Origin of the sequence: Blastomonas sp. UPD001, from assembly GCF_003426715.1 — a bacterium.
GTDB lineage: Bacteria > Pseudomonadota > Alphaproteobacteria > Sphingomonadales > Sphingomonadaceae > Blastomonas.
Map to the genome: position 1 here is coordinate 633,185 of NZ_QKVT01000001.1, position 17,745 is coordinate 650,929.

17 protein-coding genes and 1 riboswitch are annotated in these 17,745 nt (G+C 64.7%); of the genes, 9 read left to right on the forward strand and 8 right to left on the reverse strand.

The genetic code is table 11. The features are described from left to right. Positions 1-400, reverse strand: a 400-nt coding sequence (locus tag DM995_RS02990; protein ID WP_198669241.1) for a prepilin peptidase, incomplete at its 3' end; no start/stop codon positions are given. A gap of 154 nt (positions 401-554) precedes the next feature. Between DM995_RS02990 and DM995_RS02995 the strand changes: the two genes are divergently transcribed. The 5 genes from DM995_RS02995 to DM995_RS03015 all read left to right on the forward strand — a co-directional run bounded on the left by DM995_RS02995 (position 555) and on the right by DM995_RS03015 (position 6,555). Continuing rightward, complete coding sequence (locus DM995_RS02995) at positions 555-1,751, forward strand: thiolase family protein (RefSeq protein ID WP_116968445.1); 1,197 nt, start codon at positions 555-557, stop codon at positions 1,749-1,751. Positions 1,752-1,825: 74 nt separating this feature from the next. Continuing rightward, positions 1,826-2,014, forward strand: a riboswitch (cobalamin riboswitch). Positions 2,015-2,164: 150 nt separating this feature from the next. Then, positions 2,165-4,057: a TonB-dependent receptor plug domain-containing protein gene (locus DM995_RS03000; RefSeq protein ID WP_116968446.1), complete on the forward strand. Its 1,893-nt coding sequence runs from the start codon at positions 2,165-2,167 to the stop codon at positions 4,055-4,057. 53 nt (positions 4,058-4,110) lie between these two features. After that, positions 4,111-5,112, forward strand: a complete 1,002-nt coding sequence (locus DM995_RS03005) for an ABC transporter substrate-binding protein (protein ID WP_232824005.1) — start codon at positions 4,111-4,113, stop codon at positions 5,110-5,112. Beyond that, the gene (locus DM995_RS03010) at positions 5,069-5,368 is read left to right on the forward strand and encodes a GGDEF domain-containing protein (RefSeq protein WP_116968447.1); all 300 of its coding nucleotides are present in this window, start codon (positions 5,069-5,071) and stop codon (positions 5,366-5,368) included. Before DM995_RS03005 ends, DM995_RS03010 begins: the two co-directional genes overlap by 44 nt. A 77-nt stretch (positions 5,369-5,445) precedes the next feature. Then, positions 5,446-6,555, forward strand: coding sequence for an alpha/beta fold hydrolase (locus tag DM995_RS03015; RefSeq protein ID WP_502696571.1), 1,110 nt, complete (start codon positions 5,446-5,448; stop codon positions 6,553-6,555). Positions 6,556-6,561: 6 nt separating this feature from the next. Here the strand turns inward: DM995_RS03015 and panB are convergent, their stop codons facing one another. Then, positions 6,562-7,434 (reverse strand): 3-methyl-2-oxobutanoate hydroxymethyltransferase, encoded by an 873-nt coding sequence (panB, locus tag DM995_RS03020; protein ID WP_116968448.1) that lies wholly within the window; start codon positions 7,432-7,434, stop codon positions 6,562-6,564. A 142-nt stretch (positions 7,435-7,576) separates the two neighbouring features. Here panB and DM995_RS03025 point away from each other — a divergent pair, with 142 nt between their 5' ends. After that, positions 7,577-8,659, forward strand: a complete 1,083-nt coding sequence (locus DM995_RS03025; RefSeq protein WP_232824006.1) for an endonuclease/exonuclease/phosphatase family protein — start codon at positions 7,577-7,579, stop codon at positions 8,657-8,659. A gap of 14 nt (positions 8,660-8,673) precedes the next feature. Here DM995_RS03025 and DM995_RS03030 read toward each other — a convergent pair whose 3' ends face one another. The 3 genes from DM995_RS03030 to DM995_RS03040 form a co-directional block, all read right to left on the reverse strand. Next, complete coding sequence (locus DM995_RS03030; protein WP_116970304.1) at positions 8,674-9,669, reverse strand: glycerophosphodiester phosphodiesterase; 996 nt, start codon at positions 9,667-9,669, stop codon at positions 8,674-8,676. Between the two features lie 14 nt (positions 9,670-9,683). Beyond that, entirely contained in the window at positions 9,684-9,968 is a 285-nt protein-coding gene (locus DM995_RS03035; RefSeq protein WP_116968450.1) for a DUF427 domain-containing protein, read from the reverse strand. A gap of 143 nt (positions 9,969-10,111) precedes the next feature. Further along, complete coding sequence (locus DM995_RS03040; protein ID WP_116968451.1) at positions 10,112-10,462, reverse strand: ArsC family reductase; 351 nt, start codon at positions 10,460-10,462, stop codon at positions 10,112-10,114. Positions 10,463-10,636: 174 nt separating this feature from the next. Between DM995_RS03040 and DM995_RS21095 the strand changes: the two genes are divergently transcribed. Further along, positions 10,637-11,317, forward strand: a complete 681-nt coding sequence (locus DM995_RS21095) for a hypothetical protein (RefSeq protein ID WP_198669242.1) — start codon at positions 10,637-10,639, stop codon at positions 11,315-11,317. Between the two features lie 159 nt (positions 11,318-11,476). Here DM995_RS21095 and DM995_RS03045 read toward each other — a convergent pair whose 3' ends face one another. Continuing rightward, a complete protein-coding gene (locus tag DM995_RS03045; protein WP_116968452.1) occupies positions 11,477-12,994 on the reverse strand; it encodes a S10 family peptidase in 1,518 nt (505 codons plus the stop codon). A gap of 89 nt (positions 12,995-13,083) precedes the next feature. Beyond that, a complete protein-coding gene (locus DM995_RS03050) occupies positions 13,084-13,623 on the reverse strand; it encodes a hypothetical protein (protein ID WP_232824007.1) in 540 nt (179 codons plus the stop codon). Between the two features lie 424 nt (positions 13,624-14,047). Here DM995_RS03050 and queF point away from each other — a divergent pair, with 424 nt between their 5' ends. Further along, positions 14,048-14,506, forward strand: a complete 459-nt coding sequence (gene queF, locus DM995_RS03055; protein ID WP_116968454.1) for a preQ(1) synthase — start codon at positions 14,048-14,050, stop codon at positions 14,504-14,506. A gap of 17 nt (positions 14,507-14,523) precedes the next feature. Here queF and DM995_RS03060 read toward each other — a convergent pair whose 3' ends face one another. Continuing rightward, positions 14,524-15,603, reverse strand: coding sequence for a phytase (locus tag DM995_RS03060; protein ID WP_116970305.1), 1,080 nt, complete (start codon positions 15,601-15,603; stop codon positions 14,524-14,526). Positions 15,604-15,793: 190 nt separating this feature from the next. On the opposite strand from DM995_RS03060, the gene DM995_RS03065 reads away from it, so the two are divergent. Continuing rightward, on the forward strand, positions 15,794-17,745 hold a 1,952-nt coding region (locus DM995_RS03065; protein WP_116968455.1), incomplete at its 3' end, for a TonB-dependent receptor plug domain-containing protein.

Consider the following 17,745-nt stretch of genomic DNA (forward strand, 5'->3'; position numbering starts at 1 on the left):
TGAGCGGATGCGGCAACCAGTAGTGCCGGAAATCGAGCAGCGCGAGCGGCAGCAGCAGCCAGCCGAAAGCGGCGATCGCAAGCCCCTGCGTCCCCGGATGCAGCGCCAGCGAGGCCGCGCCGATCGCTGCCGCTACCAGCTCGACAAGCAGTGCCTGCCTCCCGATCGCCGCGCCGCATGCTGCACATCTTCCGCGCAACAAAATGTACGATATCATGGGGATAAGCTGCCAGGCCCTGAGCGGCGCGCCGCACGCATCGCATTGGGACCGGCCGGTCAGGACCGATCGTCCCGCGGGCCAGCGCACCACCAGCGCGCCGATGAAGCTGCCGAAGATCGCGCCCAGGATCGCGGCGGCGACGGGCGCGAGGATCGGATGCTCAAGCAGCGGCGCAAACATGGTCGGAACATCGCCCATTGCCGGGGATCGGCAGCGACGACGCGCATAGCGGTTCGCCCTGGCGCAGGCCAAGCGCTTTGTGTGCGAAGCCTCTTGCATTCCCGGTTGCCCTAAGGGAAGGCGCTGGCATCACATTCGAAAAGGGACTCATGCCATGACCGCTTTTTCTGCCGCCGATCCCGTCGTCATCGTTTCCTATGCGCGCACGCCGATGGGCAGCTTCCAGGGCTCGCTCTCGGGCGCGAGCGCGACCGATCTCGGCGCGACCGCAGTCAAGGCGGCGGTCGAGCGGGCAGGGGTCTCGGGCGATGCGGTCGAGCGCATCTATATGGGCTGCGTGCTGCCCGCCGGCCTTGGCCAGGCCCCCGCGCGCCAGGCGGCGCTCAAGGCAGGCCTGCCACAATCGGTCGAGGCGACCACGGTCAACAAGATGTGCGGCAGCGGCATGCAGGCGACGATCATGGGCGCCGAAGCGCTCGCCTCGGGCTCGGTCGACCTGCTGGTCGCAGGCGGCATGGAGAGCATGACCAACGCGCCCTATCTGCTCACCAAGCATCGCGGCGGCGCGCGCATCGGTCATGACCGGGTGATGGACCACATGTTCCTCGATGGCCTCGAAGATGCCTATGAACCCGGCCGTGCGATGGGCAGCTTTGCCGAGGAAACCGCAGGCGAATATCAGTTCACCCGCCAGGACCAGGACGATTATGCCATCGCCTCGCTGACCCGCGCACAGAAGGCGCAGAGCGCGGGCGGCTTCGACCGCGAGATCGTTCCGGTCGAGATTACCGGGCGCAAGGGCACCGAGACGATCGACAAGGACGAGCAGCCGCTCAAGGGCGATGCCTCGAAGATCCCGAGCCTGAAACCCGCGTTCGCCAAGGACGGCACGATCACCGCCGCCAATGCCTCGTCGATCTCCGACGGTGCGGCCGCGCTGGTGCTGACCCGGCAGAGTGTCGCGGACAGACTGGGCCTCAAGCCCGTCGCGCGGATCGTGTCGCACGCCGCGCACGCGCATGCCCCCGCACGCTTCACCACCGCGCCGGTCGATGCCAGTCGCAAGGCGCTCGAAAAGGCGGGCTGGAGCGTGGATGACGTCGACCTGTTCGAGGTCAACGAGGCCTTCGCCTGCGTGTCGATGATCGCAATGCGCGATCTCGGCATTCCGCACGACAAGATCAACGTGCATGGCGGCGCGACCGCGCTGGGCCACCCGATCGGCGCTAGCGGCGCGCGGATCATCGCGACGCTGGTCTCGGCGCTGCAGACGCATGGCGGCAAGCGCGGGCTGGCCTCGCTCTGCATCGGCGGCGGCGAGGCGACGGCGGTCGCGGTCGAACTGGTCTGATGGAAGGCCCCGGCGCGTCACTGCGGCGTACCGGGGCGCGTGTCGGGGCGGATTGACAATCCCGCCCGAATCCATCAATTGCGCATCCAGATGGTTCCTCCCTTAGTCGGGGGGCGAAGAGGGAAGCCGGTGCAAATCCGGCGCTGTGCCCGCAACTGTGAGTCGGGAGCCGACGGCCAATATGTCACTGGGAGCGATCCCGGGAAGACGGCCCGAGGCGATGATCGACGAGCCAGGAGACCTGCCATCGCGTCGTTCATCCGGGGGCCGGGTCCAGCCTGTTCGGATGGGAAAGTTTTTTCCTTCGTAACGACATGCCACAGGCCGCAGTCGCGCCGGGAGTGATCCCGGCGGGCCTTGATGTCGTTCGTCTGCCCTGCCGCTTCGGCGGCGGACAGGGCTGAGGGAAAACCGTGTCCAAATTTATCCGAATTGCAGCCGTCTCCGCAGCCACACTGGCGGCGGTCACCCCCCTCCATGCGCAGTCCGCCAGCGACAACGAGAGCGACGATATCGTCGTTTCCGCCAGTCGCATCGTCCAGAAGCGCAGCGAAACCGGCCAGTCGATCACCGTGGTCGACAAGGCCGAGCTGGACCGCCGCCAGACCCAGGTGCTGAGCGACGTGCTGCAGACGCTGCCGGGCATCAGCGTGGCGCGCAATGGCGGCCCCGGCGGCACGACCAGCGTGTTCATCCGCGGCGGCGACAGCTCGCAGACGCTGGTGCTGGTCGATGGCGTGCGCATCAACGATCCGTCGTCGCCCTCGGGCGCGTTCGACTTCAGCTCGATCCTCACCGGCAATATCGGATCGGTCGAGGTGCTGCGCGGACCCAATTCGGTGATCTGGGGAAGCCAGGCGATCGGCGGCGTCATCAACATCACCAAGATCGAACCGAGCGAGGGGCTGCAGGCGAATGCGCGCGGCGAATATGGCTATCGCGATACCGGCCAGCTGGTCGCCAGCGTCTCGGGCCGGACCGGCATCGTCTCGGGCAGCCTGGGCGGCAGCTGGTTCCGCACCGACGGCATCAGCGCCTCGGACGAGCGCAACGGGGCGACCGAAAAGGACGGCTTCGAGAACCTGACGCTCAACGGCAAGTTGCGCGTCGCGTTCAGCGATGCGATCAGCCTCGACCTGCGCGGCTTCTATACCGACGGCGAGACCGAATTCGACAACCCGCCGGGCGATACGCTGCCGGTGACCGACAACCGCCAGTTCGTTGGCTATGCCGGCCTGAACGTCGCGCTGTTCGATGGAAGGCTGCGCAACCGCTTCGCCTATACCCGCACCGACATCAAGCGCATCACCACCGATCCCACGCCCGGATCGTTCAACCCCGCGCGCGCCAAGGGCACGCTCGACCGGTTCGAATATCAGGGTGTTGCGGACGTGGCCGACGCACTGACCCTGGTGTTCGGCGTCGAGCACGAGCAGAGCGAGGCGAGCACCTTCTTCCCGTCGTTCAACACCGCACCCGATGTCAGCGACGTGCACATGACCAGCTATTACGGCCAGGCCATCGTGCGTCCGGTGCAAGGGCTGACGGTCACCGGCGGCGTGCGCATCGACGACCAGCAGGTGTTCGGCAGCAAGACCAGCCTGGGCGGCAATATCGCCTATACGCCCAATGACGGCGATACCGTGATCCGCGCGACCTATGCCGAGGGCTTCCGCGCGCCTGCGCTGAGCGAGCAGCTCGCCGCCTTCGGCAATCCCGATCTGCGCCCCGAAACCGCGCGCAGCTATGATGCGGGGATCGAACAGTCGCTGATCGACGGCAAGCTGCGCGCGCAGGCGACCTGGTTCCGCCGCAACACGCAGGACCTCATCGTCTTCTCCTCCGCCACCTTCAGCCTGGAGAATATCGCCGCCGCGCGCGCCGAGGGCGTCGAACTCGGCCTGTGGATGCAGCCGGTGCCGAACTTCACCGTGCAGGCGCAATATAGCCTGGTCGATACCGAGAACCGCTCGCGCGAGCCCGATTTCTCGGGTCGGGTCAGTTTCGGCAACCGGCTCGCGCGGCGCGCCAAGGACAGCGCCTCGGTGCTGGTCGACTGGCAATCGCCCTGGGGCCCGGCGCTGGGCGCGACCTTCCTGATGGTCGGCGACACGTTCGACGACGTCGCCAACACCATCCGGCTCGACAGCTATGTCCGCGTCGACCTGCGCGCGAGCTGGAGCATCTCGGACAATCTGGAAGTCTATGGCCGTGTCGAAAACCTGTTTGACGAGGCCTATCAGACCGCGTTCAACTATGGCGTGCCGGGGCGTGCAGGCTATGCGGGGGTCAGGTTGAAGATGTGATCAGCGACGGCTTCTCTCGTCATTCCCGCGAAAGCGGAAATCCCGCTTGCACGGTGGCAGGTAGCGGGACCCCCGCGTTCGCGGGGGTGACGGGATGGCTGCGCACCTGTCTGCTGATGCTTCCGCTCGCACTCACCGCCTGCTCGCTGGGCAAGGCCGCAACCCCCGCGCCGGTCGATCCGCCGGTGCGGGCGATGCGGATCGTGAGCCTCGATTATTGCGCCGATCAATATGTGCTCAAGCTCGTTGATCGCCAGCGCATCCTCGCGCTCTCGCCCGATGCCACGCGTGACTTCTCGTACATGCGCGAAGCGGCCAGGGGCATGCCCAAGGTTGCCCCGCGCGCCGAGGACGTGCTGGTGCTCAAGCCCGATCTGATCGTGCGCAGCTATGGCGGCGGCGCGGATGCTGGCGCGTTCTTCGCGCGCGCCGGGGTGCCGCTGCTGCAATTGGGCTATGCGGAAGATCTGGCAGGGGTACGTCGCGTGCTGGTGGAAACCGCCGAGCAGCTGGGCGAGCGGGCGCGGGGCGAGCGGATCGCGAAGGAGATGGATGCGCGGGTGGCAAGACTTTCGGAACGTGCCTCTTCTCCGTTTGTCCCGAGCGTGTCGAGGGACCCTGCAGAACCGTTGCGACCACGTCCCTCGACTTCGCTCGGGACGAACGGAGGGGGAACGAACAATGGGACGGTATCGACAATCGTCAGCCAGCCAACCCTGCTCTATGCCACCCCCGGCGGCGTCACCTCGGGTCCCGGATCGCTGATCCACGAACTCATCGAACTGGCCGGATACCGCAATTTCCAGACCGAGCCCGGCTGGCAGCCGCTGCCGCTCGAGCGGCTCGCCTATGAAAAGCCCGACCGCGTGGCGATGGCCTGGTTCGGGCGGCGCGATTACAATCCCGATCGGTGGAGCGCGGCGCGGCATCCGCTGATGCGCACGGCGAGCGCGCATCCGGTGATCGGGCTCGAAGGCGCTTGGACCGCGTGCGGTGGCTGGTTCGTGCTCGATGCCGCCGAGGCGATGGCGCGGGCCAGGGGCGCACAGCTGTGACCCGCACGCGCTGGCTGATCCCAGGACTGCTCGTCGGCATCGTGATCGCGCTGGTCGCGGCCTGCCTGCTTGGCGCGGTGCGATTGATGGGCTGGAGTTCCTGTCGCCCGACGGCGATCCGATCGCGCTGTCGATCTCGGTCGGGGTCGCGCCCTATCGCGCGGGCTGGTCGCTCGACAACGCGCTCGCGCAGGCCGATGCCGCGATGTACGGCGCCAAGCGCAGCGGGCGCAACCGGGTGCATGCGGCGGCGTGACATCCGGTGCCGCCTGCAAGGTTGCAACCTGTTGATTGCGCTGCAATGTTGATCTCTCGAGACAAGAGGGGTTTGCCATGAAGATGAAGTTGCTGGGCGCGCTGATGGGCTGCGCCATGCTGGCGATGCCGGCGATCGCGCAGCCGGGACCGCCCCAGACCGCGCCCGCGGTCGATTATGCGGTCCAGCTGCAGCAGGGCGATGTCATCCTCAAGGACTTCCGCTTCGGCACCGGCGAGGTGCTGCCCGAATTGCGCCTGCACTATGCGACGCTGGGCACCCCGAAGCGCGACGCCAGCGGCCGCGTCACCAATGCGGTGATGGTGCTGCACGGCACCGGCGGCGCCGGGTTGCAGTTCCTGCAGCCGCAGTTCGCGCAGGAACTTTTCGGCCCCGGCCAGCCGCTCGATATCACGAAATACTACATCATCCTTCCCGACAATATCGGCCATGGAAAGTCGTCCAAGCCTTCGGACGGGCTGAAGATGCGCTTCCCCGCCTATGACTATACCGACATGGTCAAGGCGCAGCGGCAGATGCTGGTCGAGGGACTGAAGGTCGACCGGCTGCGCCTGATCATGGGCACGTCGATGGGCTGCATGCATGGCTTCGTCTGGGGGCAGGTCGATCCGGGCTTCGTCCGGGCCATGATGCCGATGGCCTGCCTGCCGATGCCGATCGCAGGGCACAACCGCATGTGGCGCAAGGCCGCGATCGAGGGGATCAAGGCCGATCCGGCCTGGCAGGGCGGCAATTACACGAGCCCGCCGATCATGGGGCTGCGCGTCGCGGCGAGCCTGTTGCAGGTCGCGGGCTTCGCGCCGCTCCATCTGCAAAAGGCCTATGGCACGCGCGACGCGGCCGACAACTATATCACCCAGCGGATCGAGGCGGCGATCAAGGGCATCGATGCCAATGACACGATCTACCAGATCGAATCCTCGCGGAACTACGATCCGTCGAAAACGATCGAGAAGATGACCATGCCGGTCACCTGGATCAACTCGTCCGACGATTTCATCAATCCCTGGGACTATGGCGTCGCCGAGGATTTCGGCAAGCGGTTGCCCGACGGCAAATATCTGCTGATCAAGGCGACCGACGACACGCGCGGGCACGGCACACACACCTGGGCGAAGTTCTGGAAGGACGAATTGGTCGCGCTGCTCGCGCGCAGCGAGAAATAGCCGGGCTTAGTCCCTGGGCGCGTAGGTCTGGTCGGCGCTGGGGAAGCTGCGATTGCTCACTTCCCCGGCATAGCTCTTCACCGCATTCTCGATGACTTCGGCGAGATTCTCGTAGCGCTTGACGAAGCGCGCGGTGCGCTCGAACAGCCCGAGCATGTCCTCGGTGACCAGCACCTGGCCGTCGCAACGCGCCGATGCGCCGATGCCGATGACCACGGCGGAGACCGCTTCGGTCACCGCGATCGCGATCGGCTCGACAACGCCCTCGACGACGATGGCGAAGGCGCCGGCCTCGTCGAGCGCCTTGGCATCGGCAACGATCTTGTCCGCCTCGCTGTCCGACCGTCCGCGCGCGGCATAGCTGCCCAGGATGTTGATCGCCTGCGGCGTGAGGCCGACATGGCCGACGACGGGAATGCCGCGTTCGGTCAGGAACTTCACCGTCGGCGCCATCGCCGCGCCGCCCTCGAGCTTCACCGCCGCCGCGCCGGTTTCCTTGAGCAGCCGCGCCGCGCTGGCAAAGGCGATTTCGGGCGAGGCCTCGTAGCTTCCGAACGACATGTCGATCACGACGATGCTGTGATAGCTGCCGCGCACCACCGCTGCGCCATGCGCCGCCATCATCTCGAGCGTCACCGGCACCGTGCTGGGCAGGCCGTAGATCACCTGGCCGAGCGAATCGCCGACCAGCAGCATGTCGCAATGCGGATCGAGCAGTTGCGCCATGCGCGCTGTATAGGCGGTCAGCATCACCACCGGCTGCTCGGTCACGCCCGCCTGCTTGCGCCGCTGGATCATGGGCACGGTGAGCCGCTTCATCGGCGCGGGGGTGGGATTGGCGCGGCTGGTCGCGGTGTCGAGCGTGTAGGTCGTGGACATGCGCGCTGGTGTAGCGGGGGCAGGGGCGGGGCGCAAACCTAACCTATGTGCAACCGCCGCTTGCGTTGCGCGTGTGACATCGCGACAAGGGGTCTCGTTTTTTCCTCAGGGTCGGATGGGTATTTCAGAGATGCTGCGAATCGTGGTTTTCGCGCTGGCGGCGCTCGCGGCCACCGGCACGGCGCTCAGTCTGCTGACCAGCTATCGCTGGTATATCCGCATGTGGGATTTCCCGCGTCTGGGGCTGATGGTGATCGCGCTGATCGCTTTGGTGCTGGCGATCCCGACGCTGTCCGGCTGGGCGCGCGCGATGGTGGTGGCGGCGATGCTGCTGGTGGTCGGCTGGCAGGGCTTTCGCATCTATCCCTATACGCCGCTCGCCAAGACCGAGGTGGCGCAGGCGGTGATCAACAAGGAGAATTGCCTCTCCGCCTTCTCCTTCAACGTGCTGCAGACCAACCGCAACTATCAGCGCACGATCGACCTGATCGACCGCGAGGACCCCGATATCGTGCTGCTGCTCGAGACCGACGAGCAATGGGAGGCCGCGCTCAAGCCGGTGATCGATCGCTATCCGCACCGCCTCTCGGCGCCGCTGCCCAACCTCTATGGCCTGATCTTCCTCACCCGCCTGCCGGTAGAGGATGCCGAGATCACCTGGCTGATCGATACCGAAACACCCTCGGTCTTTGCCACGATCTCGACCGGTGCGGGGGCCAAGTTCCGCTATATCGGCCTGCACCCGCGCCCGCCCCAGCCGGGCGAGAATACCGAGAAGCGAGATGCCGAGATCGCGATCGCCGCGCGACATGCCAAGCTCACCGACCTTCCGGTGCTGGCGATGGGCGATTTCAACGATGTCGCCTGGTCGCGCACCTCGCAGATGTTCAAGCGGATCGGTGGCTATCTCGACCCGCGGGTCGGGCGCGGGCTCTATGCGACCTTCCCGGCCAACCTGCCCGGCCTGCGCTGGCCGCTCGACCATCTGTTCATGTCGCCCGATTTCACTTTGGTGCAGATGAAGGTGCTCGAAAATGTCGGATCGGACCACTTGCCGGTCGCGGCGACGGTGTGCATCGCGCCGCGCGCGGCCAAGGTGCTCAACGAGGAACCCGAGGCGCCCGATGCCGCCGATCGCAAGGACATGATCCTATCGATCCGCGACGGCAAGAAGGCGGCAATCGAGGAGGGCACCGCTTCGGGCGAAAAGGCGCCCAAGCCCTGATCAGCGCCGCCTGATCATCGAAGCGCCGCGACCGCCTCGGTGACATTGTCGGAGAACAGGCCGTCGATGCCCGTGGCGAGGAAAGCCTTGATCTCCGCGCCGACATTACTGACCGTGACCGGGCTCTCGCCCGCCTTGAACTCTCCGGGCAGGAAATAATTCTCGCGCCGGAAGGTCCAGACGTGCACCTTTAGCCCTGAGGCATGCGCGTCGGTCACGATGCTCGTCGGCGCGGCCAGCTTGCCATCGGCGGCGCGCGGGATGACCATCGCCTTTTCGAGCCCCACGCCATCGGCATAACGCGCGATCTCGGCCAGGCCCTCGGGCGTGCTCATCGCGGTATAGGTGACGCCCGGCTGGTCGGGCGGACCGGCCACGCTCGCCATCAGCTGGATCAGCGGCAGCTCGGTCATGCCGTTCAGGCGCTTGAGGTTATCGACCTCGAAGCTCTGGATAAACACCGGATCGTCCGCACCGTCATAGCCCGCCTTGGCGAGCGTCGCGACCAGCCGCTCCTCGAGCGGCAGGCCGAGCGCGCGGAAATGGCTCGGATGCTTGGTTTCGGGGTACAGGCCGATTCGCCGCCCCGTCTCCTGTTCGCGCCGCTTCACCAGCGCGATGATCTCGTCGAGCGTCGGCACGTCCCATCGGCCGTCATAGGCGGTGTTGGCGGGGCGCAATTGCGGCAGGCGCTCCTTCGCGCGCAGCGTCTTCAATTCGGCGAGGGTGAAATCCTCGGTGAACCAGCCGGTCAGGCTCTGGCCGTCGATGGTCCTGGTCGTCTTGCGCTCGGCAAATTCGGGATGCGCGGCGACATCGGTGGTTTCGGAAATCTCGTTCTCGTGCCGCGCGACCAGCACGCCGTCCTTGGTGCTGACCAGATCGGGCTCGATATAATCCGCGCCCTGGTCGATCGCGAGTTCATACGATCCCAGCGTATGCTCGGGCCGCTCGCCGCTCGCGCCGCGATGCGCGATAATCAGCGGGCCGGGCGCGGCGGTGGACAGCATAAGCGCGGCCAGGATCACGCGACGACCTCGACACCCTTCCAGAAGGCGAGCCGGTCGCGGATTTCCTTCGCCGCATCCTTGGGCTCGGGATAATACCAGACCGCGTCGGTGTTGGTCTTTCCGTCGACCTCGAGCGAATAATAGCTCGCCACGCCCTTCCACGGGCAGAAGCTGGTGGTGTCGCTGGGCGTCAGTAGATCGGCACGCACCGAGCTTCGGGGGAAATAATGGTTGCGCTCGACGACGACGGTATCGTCGCTCTCGGCAATGACGGTGCCGTTCCAGATGGCCTTGGGCATTTTCGGGTCTCCTTGGTTGGCCGCACCGTTTTCCGGCGAAAGCCGGAATCCAGAGGCGAGATCGCACTATAGCCACTTCTGGGCTCCGGCTTTCGCCGGAGAACGGTTAGGGCGCAAAACTGACAGGCATGTGACAGCCCGGCTCAGCCCAGCGCCGCCGCCCAGGCATCGGGCTTGAAGCCGACCAGCACGCCGCCCGGATATTCCAGCACCGGCCGCTTGATGAGCGAAGGCTGCTCCACCATCAGCGCGATCGCCCTGTCCCGGTCGATCCCCGCCTTGTCGCTATCGGGCAGCTTGCGGAAGGTGGTCCCCGCCTTGTTGAGCAGAACCTCCCAGCCGACCGCATCGGCCCAGGCGCCCAGTTTCTCCGCGCTGATCCCGGCCTTCTTGTAGTCGTGAAAGTCATAGGCAATGCCCTGACCCTCCAGCCAGGTCCGCGCCTTCTTCATCGTGTCGCAATTGGGGATGCCGTGGATGGTGATCGCGGTCATGGGTTCCTCTGGTGTTTTGCAGGCTTGGCGGGATGGCGTATTTCGCCTATCACACACGGCCTTTCGATGGCAGCTTTCGCCGCCATCGTCAAAAAAGCGGATCTTCCGTAACCGACCCCGTTGCCGACGGTTTAATTGCGTTGGCATTTTTTCGGATTTGACTACCGTGGTAACATGCAAGTTAGCACAGCGGTAGCGGTCATCACGACAACAGTTGTAGCCATTGGTGCTGCACTGAGTGTTACTATGTCCGGCGACAGGACGAGCCAAATCGACAATTTCCAACAGATCGTCTTTCTGCGGCAAATCGAGCATGGCCAGAATACGATTTTTGGCGGATGTCCGCTTGAGCGTGAACTCGTAGTCGAGCGGTCCGGTAGAGTGCGGATCAACTGGTATGTTCAAAGCTCCATAATTCATGGATGTGCAAGAGCGATCAATCCTACGGCCGACCAGATTGGCGAAAAGGAATGGCGTGAGCCGAAGATTGCGAGCATCGAGCTGGCATTGAGCCGATCAAAAATTAATCAATTGGTTGGGCAATTGAACCGGCTGTCATGGGCCATCGAATGGTCTGATCCTGAAAACTTGAGAAGCGCCCATGCTATTGGCTGTGCAGCGGCAGATTGGTCTCCACTGACTCCCGATCGACAGTTGTGGGTTGTCAAGTCCGACACGCTGGCTGAAACACTTGCCGCAGACGAGGATGAAGTGGAAGCAACCGCGGCCTGCATAGCGAAAGAAAGCTCAAATGCAGCAATGCTCGACGACGCCTTCGCTCCGTTTGCGCCGCTGTTGCCTGATAAATATGAGCTTCGTCCGGAAGTTGCGAGTCGCCTTGATCGCGAAAGATGAGATGCATCTCAGCACCCCATCAGACAATTTCCGCTTTCCACCCACTTTTAGTCATTGGAAGATCCAGCCGCGAATGCAGAAAGCGGTCGTGAAGACGCGCGCCTACTTCTAGAATGCCCCACATCCGCGTAACCAGCGACCGCCGCCGGACGCCCCCGCTCACCGCCGCCCGATAAACCCGCGAATGTCGCGCGACAATTTGCTGAGGTCGGTCTCGTTCACGTACATCATGTGCCCGGCGTCATAGCGGGTATATTCGATGCGGTCGGTGGGGATGCCGGTGCGGGTGAGCGAATATTCCGCGCCGAAGAAGGGCGTGGCGAAATCGTACCAGCCCTGGGCGACGAGCACGCGCAGCCCGCTATTCTCGCGCAGCGCGCGGCCGATATAGGGCGCGACATTCTTGTAATAGCGCGATTCGCCGCCATTGCCGGGCAGGTCCCAGTCCCAGTCGCGCACGCCGCCTATCGTGACATATTGCCGCTCCGGGCTGAACTTCAGCTCCTGCCGGACATAGGCGTTGAGCGCGGCGGTATAGCTGCCGTCGATGCCGTAGAAGCTGGGATCGTTGTCGGGGGTTTCGCCGGCATTGTCATAATCCTTGCCGGTATAACGCGCGTCGAGCCGGCCGACGACCAGACCGCGATCGCGCAGCAGCTCCTTGTAAAAACGGCCCGGCGTCACGCGCAGATCGGCATTTTCCAGATATTGCTCGGACAGCCCGGTATAGCGCGCGAGCTTGGCGCGGATGCGGGCGCGTTCCTCGCCGACCAGCGCGCTGCCCTTCATCAGTGCGGGCAGATATTCGTTGGTGGCAAAGGCGCGCGCCTCCTGCGCCAGCGCATCGGGGCCGGGGCCCGAGGCGGCGGGGGTGGTCTTGCCGTGATAGAGCGCGGTCACCGCCATGCTCGGCACCATCAGTACATAGGGCATCTCGTTGCCCGGAACCTCGGCCTGCGCGCCGAAATCGAGAATGGTAGAGATCAGCAGCAAGCCGTTCAATGCGACGTCGTTATAGGTGCCCTCCAGCTCGTTGGCGACGGCGGCGGTGCGGGTGGTGCCATAGCTTTCGCCGCCCAGGAACTTGGGCGCGTTCCAGCGGCCATTGTCGCTGAGCCACTGGCGGATGAACTGCGCGACCGATTTGGCATCCTTGGTGACGCCCCAGAATTCCTTGGGGTCGGTATCGCCCAATGCGGTCGAAAAGCCGGTGCCGACCGGATCGATGAAGACGATGTCGGTGACATCGAGCAGGCTGTCGGGATTGTCGATCAGCCGATAGGGCGGTGCGCCATCGTCGCGGCCATCGCTGGGGATGGCGACGCGCTTGGGGCCGAACGCGCCCATGTGCAGCCAGAGCGAGCCGGAACCGGGGCCGCCGTTGAACAGGAAGGTGACCGGACGGTTCGGCTCGGGCGTGTCCTTGACATAGCTGACCGAGAACATGCGCGCGCGCGGATTGCCCTTGTCGTCCTTGAGGAACGTGTCGCTCGCAGTCGCGGTATAGGCGACGCGCTGTCCGCCGAACGTGCCACTGTGCTTCGTCACCGACACCATCGGTTCGACCTTGGCGGCGGCGGCCTTGTCCGGCCCCTTGCCGCCGTCCTGCGCGGCGAGCGGCATAGGCGAAAGACACAGGCACAGGGCCAGGGCGGACGAAGCGACGCGGTTCAGCATATGGGAGACCCTCTCAGCGCGGAATCATTATTCCGTATACGTTTCAGCTGATTGGCATGATCGCCCCATGCTTGGCAAGCAGCCTTGCCTTACGCCGGCTGCAACGGTCGCTGGCCGATCGCGGTGAAGCGGCGCGGGCCGAGATCGAGCCGCAGCGGGCCGACGCGCGGGCCGGGCGGGTTGCTCTCCTCGCCCAGCACGAACGACTGGGTGACCGCATAGCGCGTGCCGTCGGGGCCGTCATAGCCGATCCAGATATGCACCAGCGGCACGAACAGCATGCGGCCCTGCATCGCGATCGGCTCGATCTGGCCGAGCGGCAGGCGAATCTGTCCCTCGCAGCGCTGGGTACTCCCGGGCTCGATATCGGCGATCTTCTGCAGATGGGGGAGCAGGCTGTCGCCGCGCATCGGGTCGATTGTCGGCGGCATGCCCTTGCGCGCCTGCACGATCGCCCCGTGCAGCGCGATGTTGCTAACGGACATGTCGGACATGTTGGTGATGCCGAGATGATAGCGCGCGACCGCGTTGACCAAAGTCACGTCGATGCCCAGCGTCGTATAGTCGAGCAGCAGGCGCGGGACGACCGGGGCCGGGGTTTCGCCGCCCAATTGATGCCGCTGCGGCACGCCCGGCGCAGCGCCGAGCGAAGCCGACGCGCCACCGGCGGAATCGGCGAGCGCCGAATCGGGCAGGATCTCGTCCGCGGCGGGGTGGATTCGGCGTCGACCGGCCCCTGCACATTCGACGGCGGCTGGGGGTTCTGTTGCGGACCCGGCGGCAGGCTGAAGCTGCCCGGATTGTCCTGCGCGCTTCCAGGCGCACTCAGCCCGAGCAGGCTGGCTGCCAACAGCGTCCCGATAATCTTGCGGCCGTCACCGTTCATGCCGACATAATTCCCCGTATAGCTCGTGCCGCCGGTGCGCTTGCCACCGGTCCGACAAAAGGCTGACCATCCCCAGTTGAAGCCTCCGCCACGCGGCCTGCGCGCTTAATCGGCGCTGAATGCGGGCGGGAGATGACATCAGCCGTGTGCCGCATTAGATGAGGCGCATGACCGATCAACCCCAAACACGCTTTCTGGGCAAAGACAGCCCCATGCCGACCTCGCCCGAAGCGGCGGTGCTGGACTATGTGCCAAATCCCCGCCCCGGCAGGCCGTATCTGGTGCGCTTGACGGCGCCCGAGTTCACCTCGCTCTGCCCGGTAACCGGCCAGCCCGATTTCGCGCATCTGGTCATCGACTATGCGCCCGACAAGGTGATGGTCGAATCCAAGTCGCTCAAGCTCTTCCTGGGCAGCTTCCGCAACCACCAGGCCTTTCACGAGGATTGCACCGTCGGCATTGCCGAACGGCTGTTCGAAGAGATGCAGCCGCACTGGCTGCGCATCGGCGGATACTGGTATCCGCGCGGCGGCATCCCGATCGATGTGTTCTGGCAGTCGGGCGAACCGCCCCAAGGGCTGTGGCTGCCGCCGCAGGACGTTCCGGGCTATCGGGGGCGGGGCTAGAGCTATCGTGGGCGCGATTAAAGCCCAAGCGCGGCGAGGATCGCGCCCCAGCTCACCAGCTTGAAATTTTGCGTGCCAGCGCCATTGTCGCCGTCCTGCGCGATGAACACGCCCTGCTCAAAGCCCGGACCGTAATCGCCGACCGCCAGCTCGATCCCGTCGGTCTCGGACGTGCCGTCGAGCGCGCCGCCGTTGATGCGGAAGCGCCCCAGCAGCTTGCCATTGGCCGTGTCGAACACCGCATAAGCATGGTCGCCCTGGCTCGAGGCGACGAGCAGGCTGCTCGCGCCCTCGCGCGTGCCGAGCGCGAGGCCCTCGACATCGGCGACGAGCTGCTTGCTGTCGGCGGCGGCGAACAGCACCGGCGCGGCCTCGGGGCGCGCGGGATCGATCTTCCAGATGCCGACATCCTCCTCGCCGACATAGAGCGCGCCTGTGGCGGGATCGACCACGCAGCCCTCGATCTGGCTATTGAGCTTCCAGGTGGCACCGACGCTGTGCTCGACCTTTCCGTCCTTGTGCGTGATCCGGATCTCGCGGACGGTGCCGTCCTTGATCGCGGCATAGGCGGTCATCGCATCGGGCGCGCCGACCATCGCGATGCGCGGGGCAGGGGCAACGCACACGCCATAGCCTTCGCCCGCACCGCTCGGCACGCTCGCCAGCGGCGACAGCGAACCGGTCGGCGGATCGAGCAGGAACAGCGCGAGCTTGGAATTGACCGGATCGGTCCGATCGCTGGCGATGACGACGATGCCATGCTCGCCCGCCAACAGCGTCACATTGTTGTAGCGCCCGGTCAGCGACGATCCGCGCACCTTGCCGTCCATGCCATAGACATAGAGCCCGGCCTTCTTGTCGGTGCCGACGATCAGGCTGGCGGACGGATTGGCGGTATTGCGCCAGATCGCCGGATCGTCCGCCGCATCTGCATTGGCGGTGCCGACCGGCACCGTCTCGCCGCTCGCGGGCACATCGACGGCGGGCAGCGCATTGGCGATTCGCACCTCGAGCGGGATTTCCTTGGGCGCGCAGGCAACGGCCAGCAGGGCGACAAGGCTCACCCCGAACAGGGTGGCGGAAGAACGGTCGGCCATGAAGGGAAATCCTTTTTCGAAATCGAACTGCGGTCGGCGGTCGCTGCCACGTCGATATGGCGCATTGATGACAGTTTTGTGCAGGAAGTGACCCAAAACTGAAACCTTGGTTTCATCCATCCGTCTCGGAGCGCTGTTAGCGGCGCGCTCAACGCAGTCGATCCGGCTGTTTGATTCGGGGGGTCATTCCATGACAATTATTTTCGGTTTCAAGCGCGCGACCCGTTGTGCGCTGCTCACCGGCATTGCCGGGCTGGCCATGCTTCCTGCACTCGCTTTGGCGCAGGACAAAGTCGCCGAGGAACAACCGCGCGACGGCGACCAGACGATCACTACGTCGCAGGACATCGTGGTGCAGGGCCAGATCGGCTATCGCAACCGGGTCGATGGCGCGGAGCCTGTGCTCGAATATGGCACCGAGTACTTTCAGCGCTTCGAGCCGCTCACCGCAGGCGATGCGCTCAAGCGCGTGCCTTCGGTGACCTTTCTCTCTGATGTGATCGAAAGCGATGGCCCGCGTCTTCGCGGCCTGCCGCCCGGTTATACCCAGATCCTGATCAACGGTGAGCGCGTTCCCGGCGGCCAGGCCGACCGTTCGTTCTTCCTTGATCGCATTCCCGCCGAACTGATCTCGCGGGTGGAAATCGTACGCTCCAACTCAGCACGCCGCACCGGTGATGCGGTTGCGGGCTCGCTCAACATCGTGTTGCGCGATGGCTATCAGCTTGACGGCGGCTATGTCCGCGGCGGCGCGCTCTATTATGACGACGAGGAGTTCGAGCCTAGCTTCGGCGCGGTCTTCGGCGGCAAGGTCGGCCCGGGCCGTCTGCTGATCGGCGGCAATTTCCAGGGGCGCCACAACCCCAAGCTGAAATCGAGCCTGCGTTACAGCGATTCGCCCGAAAACAATCCTAATTTCGCGACCGACGATTTCGACAACCGCGAAGATCAGACGGATACGCGTGATGGCAAGGATTACTCGGTCAACGCGACCTACGAGATCGACGGCGGCGACACGAACTTCCAGATCCGCGGATTCTATGTGCGCACCGACCGCACCGAGGACGAGCGCAGCTACGAATATAACAGCCCGACCGCCATCAACGGCCCAGTGCGCAACGGCGCGGCGAGCGGAAACCTGCTGACCGACAATGCCAATGTGAACGAGATCGATCAGGAAAACTACACGATCGACGGCAAGCTCTCGCATGAATGGTCAGCCGGGAAAACCTCGCTGCGCATCGGCTATGCCAATTTCACCGACAAGCAGCGCGAAACCGAATTCGAGATCGACTTCGACCGTGCCACGCCGCGTTTCACTGGCGACCTCACCACGGTCGATATCGACGATAGCGAATTCACGGTGAAGCTGGAGCACGCGGTCGATCTCGGCGACGAAATCAAGCTGGTATTCGGCGGCTTCTACCAGGACAAGGACCGCGATACTGCAATCCTGACCGTACGCAATCGCTTCAACGTTGCTGCGGCGCGCAACTGGAACCAGTTTCAGCGCAACCCGACTGAACTGAATACCGCCTTTGGTGCGCTCGCCCCCGAACCCGGTAGCGTGAACACGATCGAGGAACGGCGCATCGACGGCTTTGCGCTGGTGGAAGGCCGCCATGGCGGCTTCTCGTGGGAAGCCGGTCTGCGTTATGAGACCACCGATCTCAACATCATCGACGCGACAGTGCCCGCGGCAGGTGTGCAGGGCAATGACTATGAAAAGCTGTTGCCTTCGGCCTCGTTCAAATACGACATTACCGATCGTGACCGGATCATCGGTTCGGTGGCGCGCACCAATCGCCGTCCCGAGTTCAACTTCATTTCGCCTGCCTTGCTCGAGGCGGAACTCGGCGACAACGATCTGCTGGGCAATCCGCAACTCGATCCGGAAACCGCATGGGGCTTCGATCTGGGCTATGAGCGGCGCATCGGGCGCGGGGGGATCGTCGGCATCAATTTCTTCTATCGCGATGTGCAGAACTTGATCGAGCTGACCAATACCGGCGTTGTTGGTTCCGAGGGCGCAGGCACGTTCGTGTTCCAGCCGCGCAACGTTGGCGACGGCAAGGTCTATGGCGTGGAATTCGACATGTCGACCGACCTTGGATTCCTGGGCCTGCCCGATACTGGCATCTT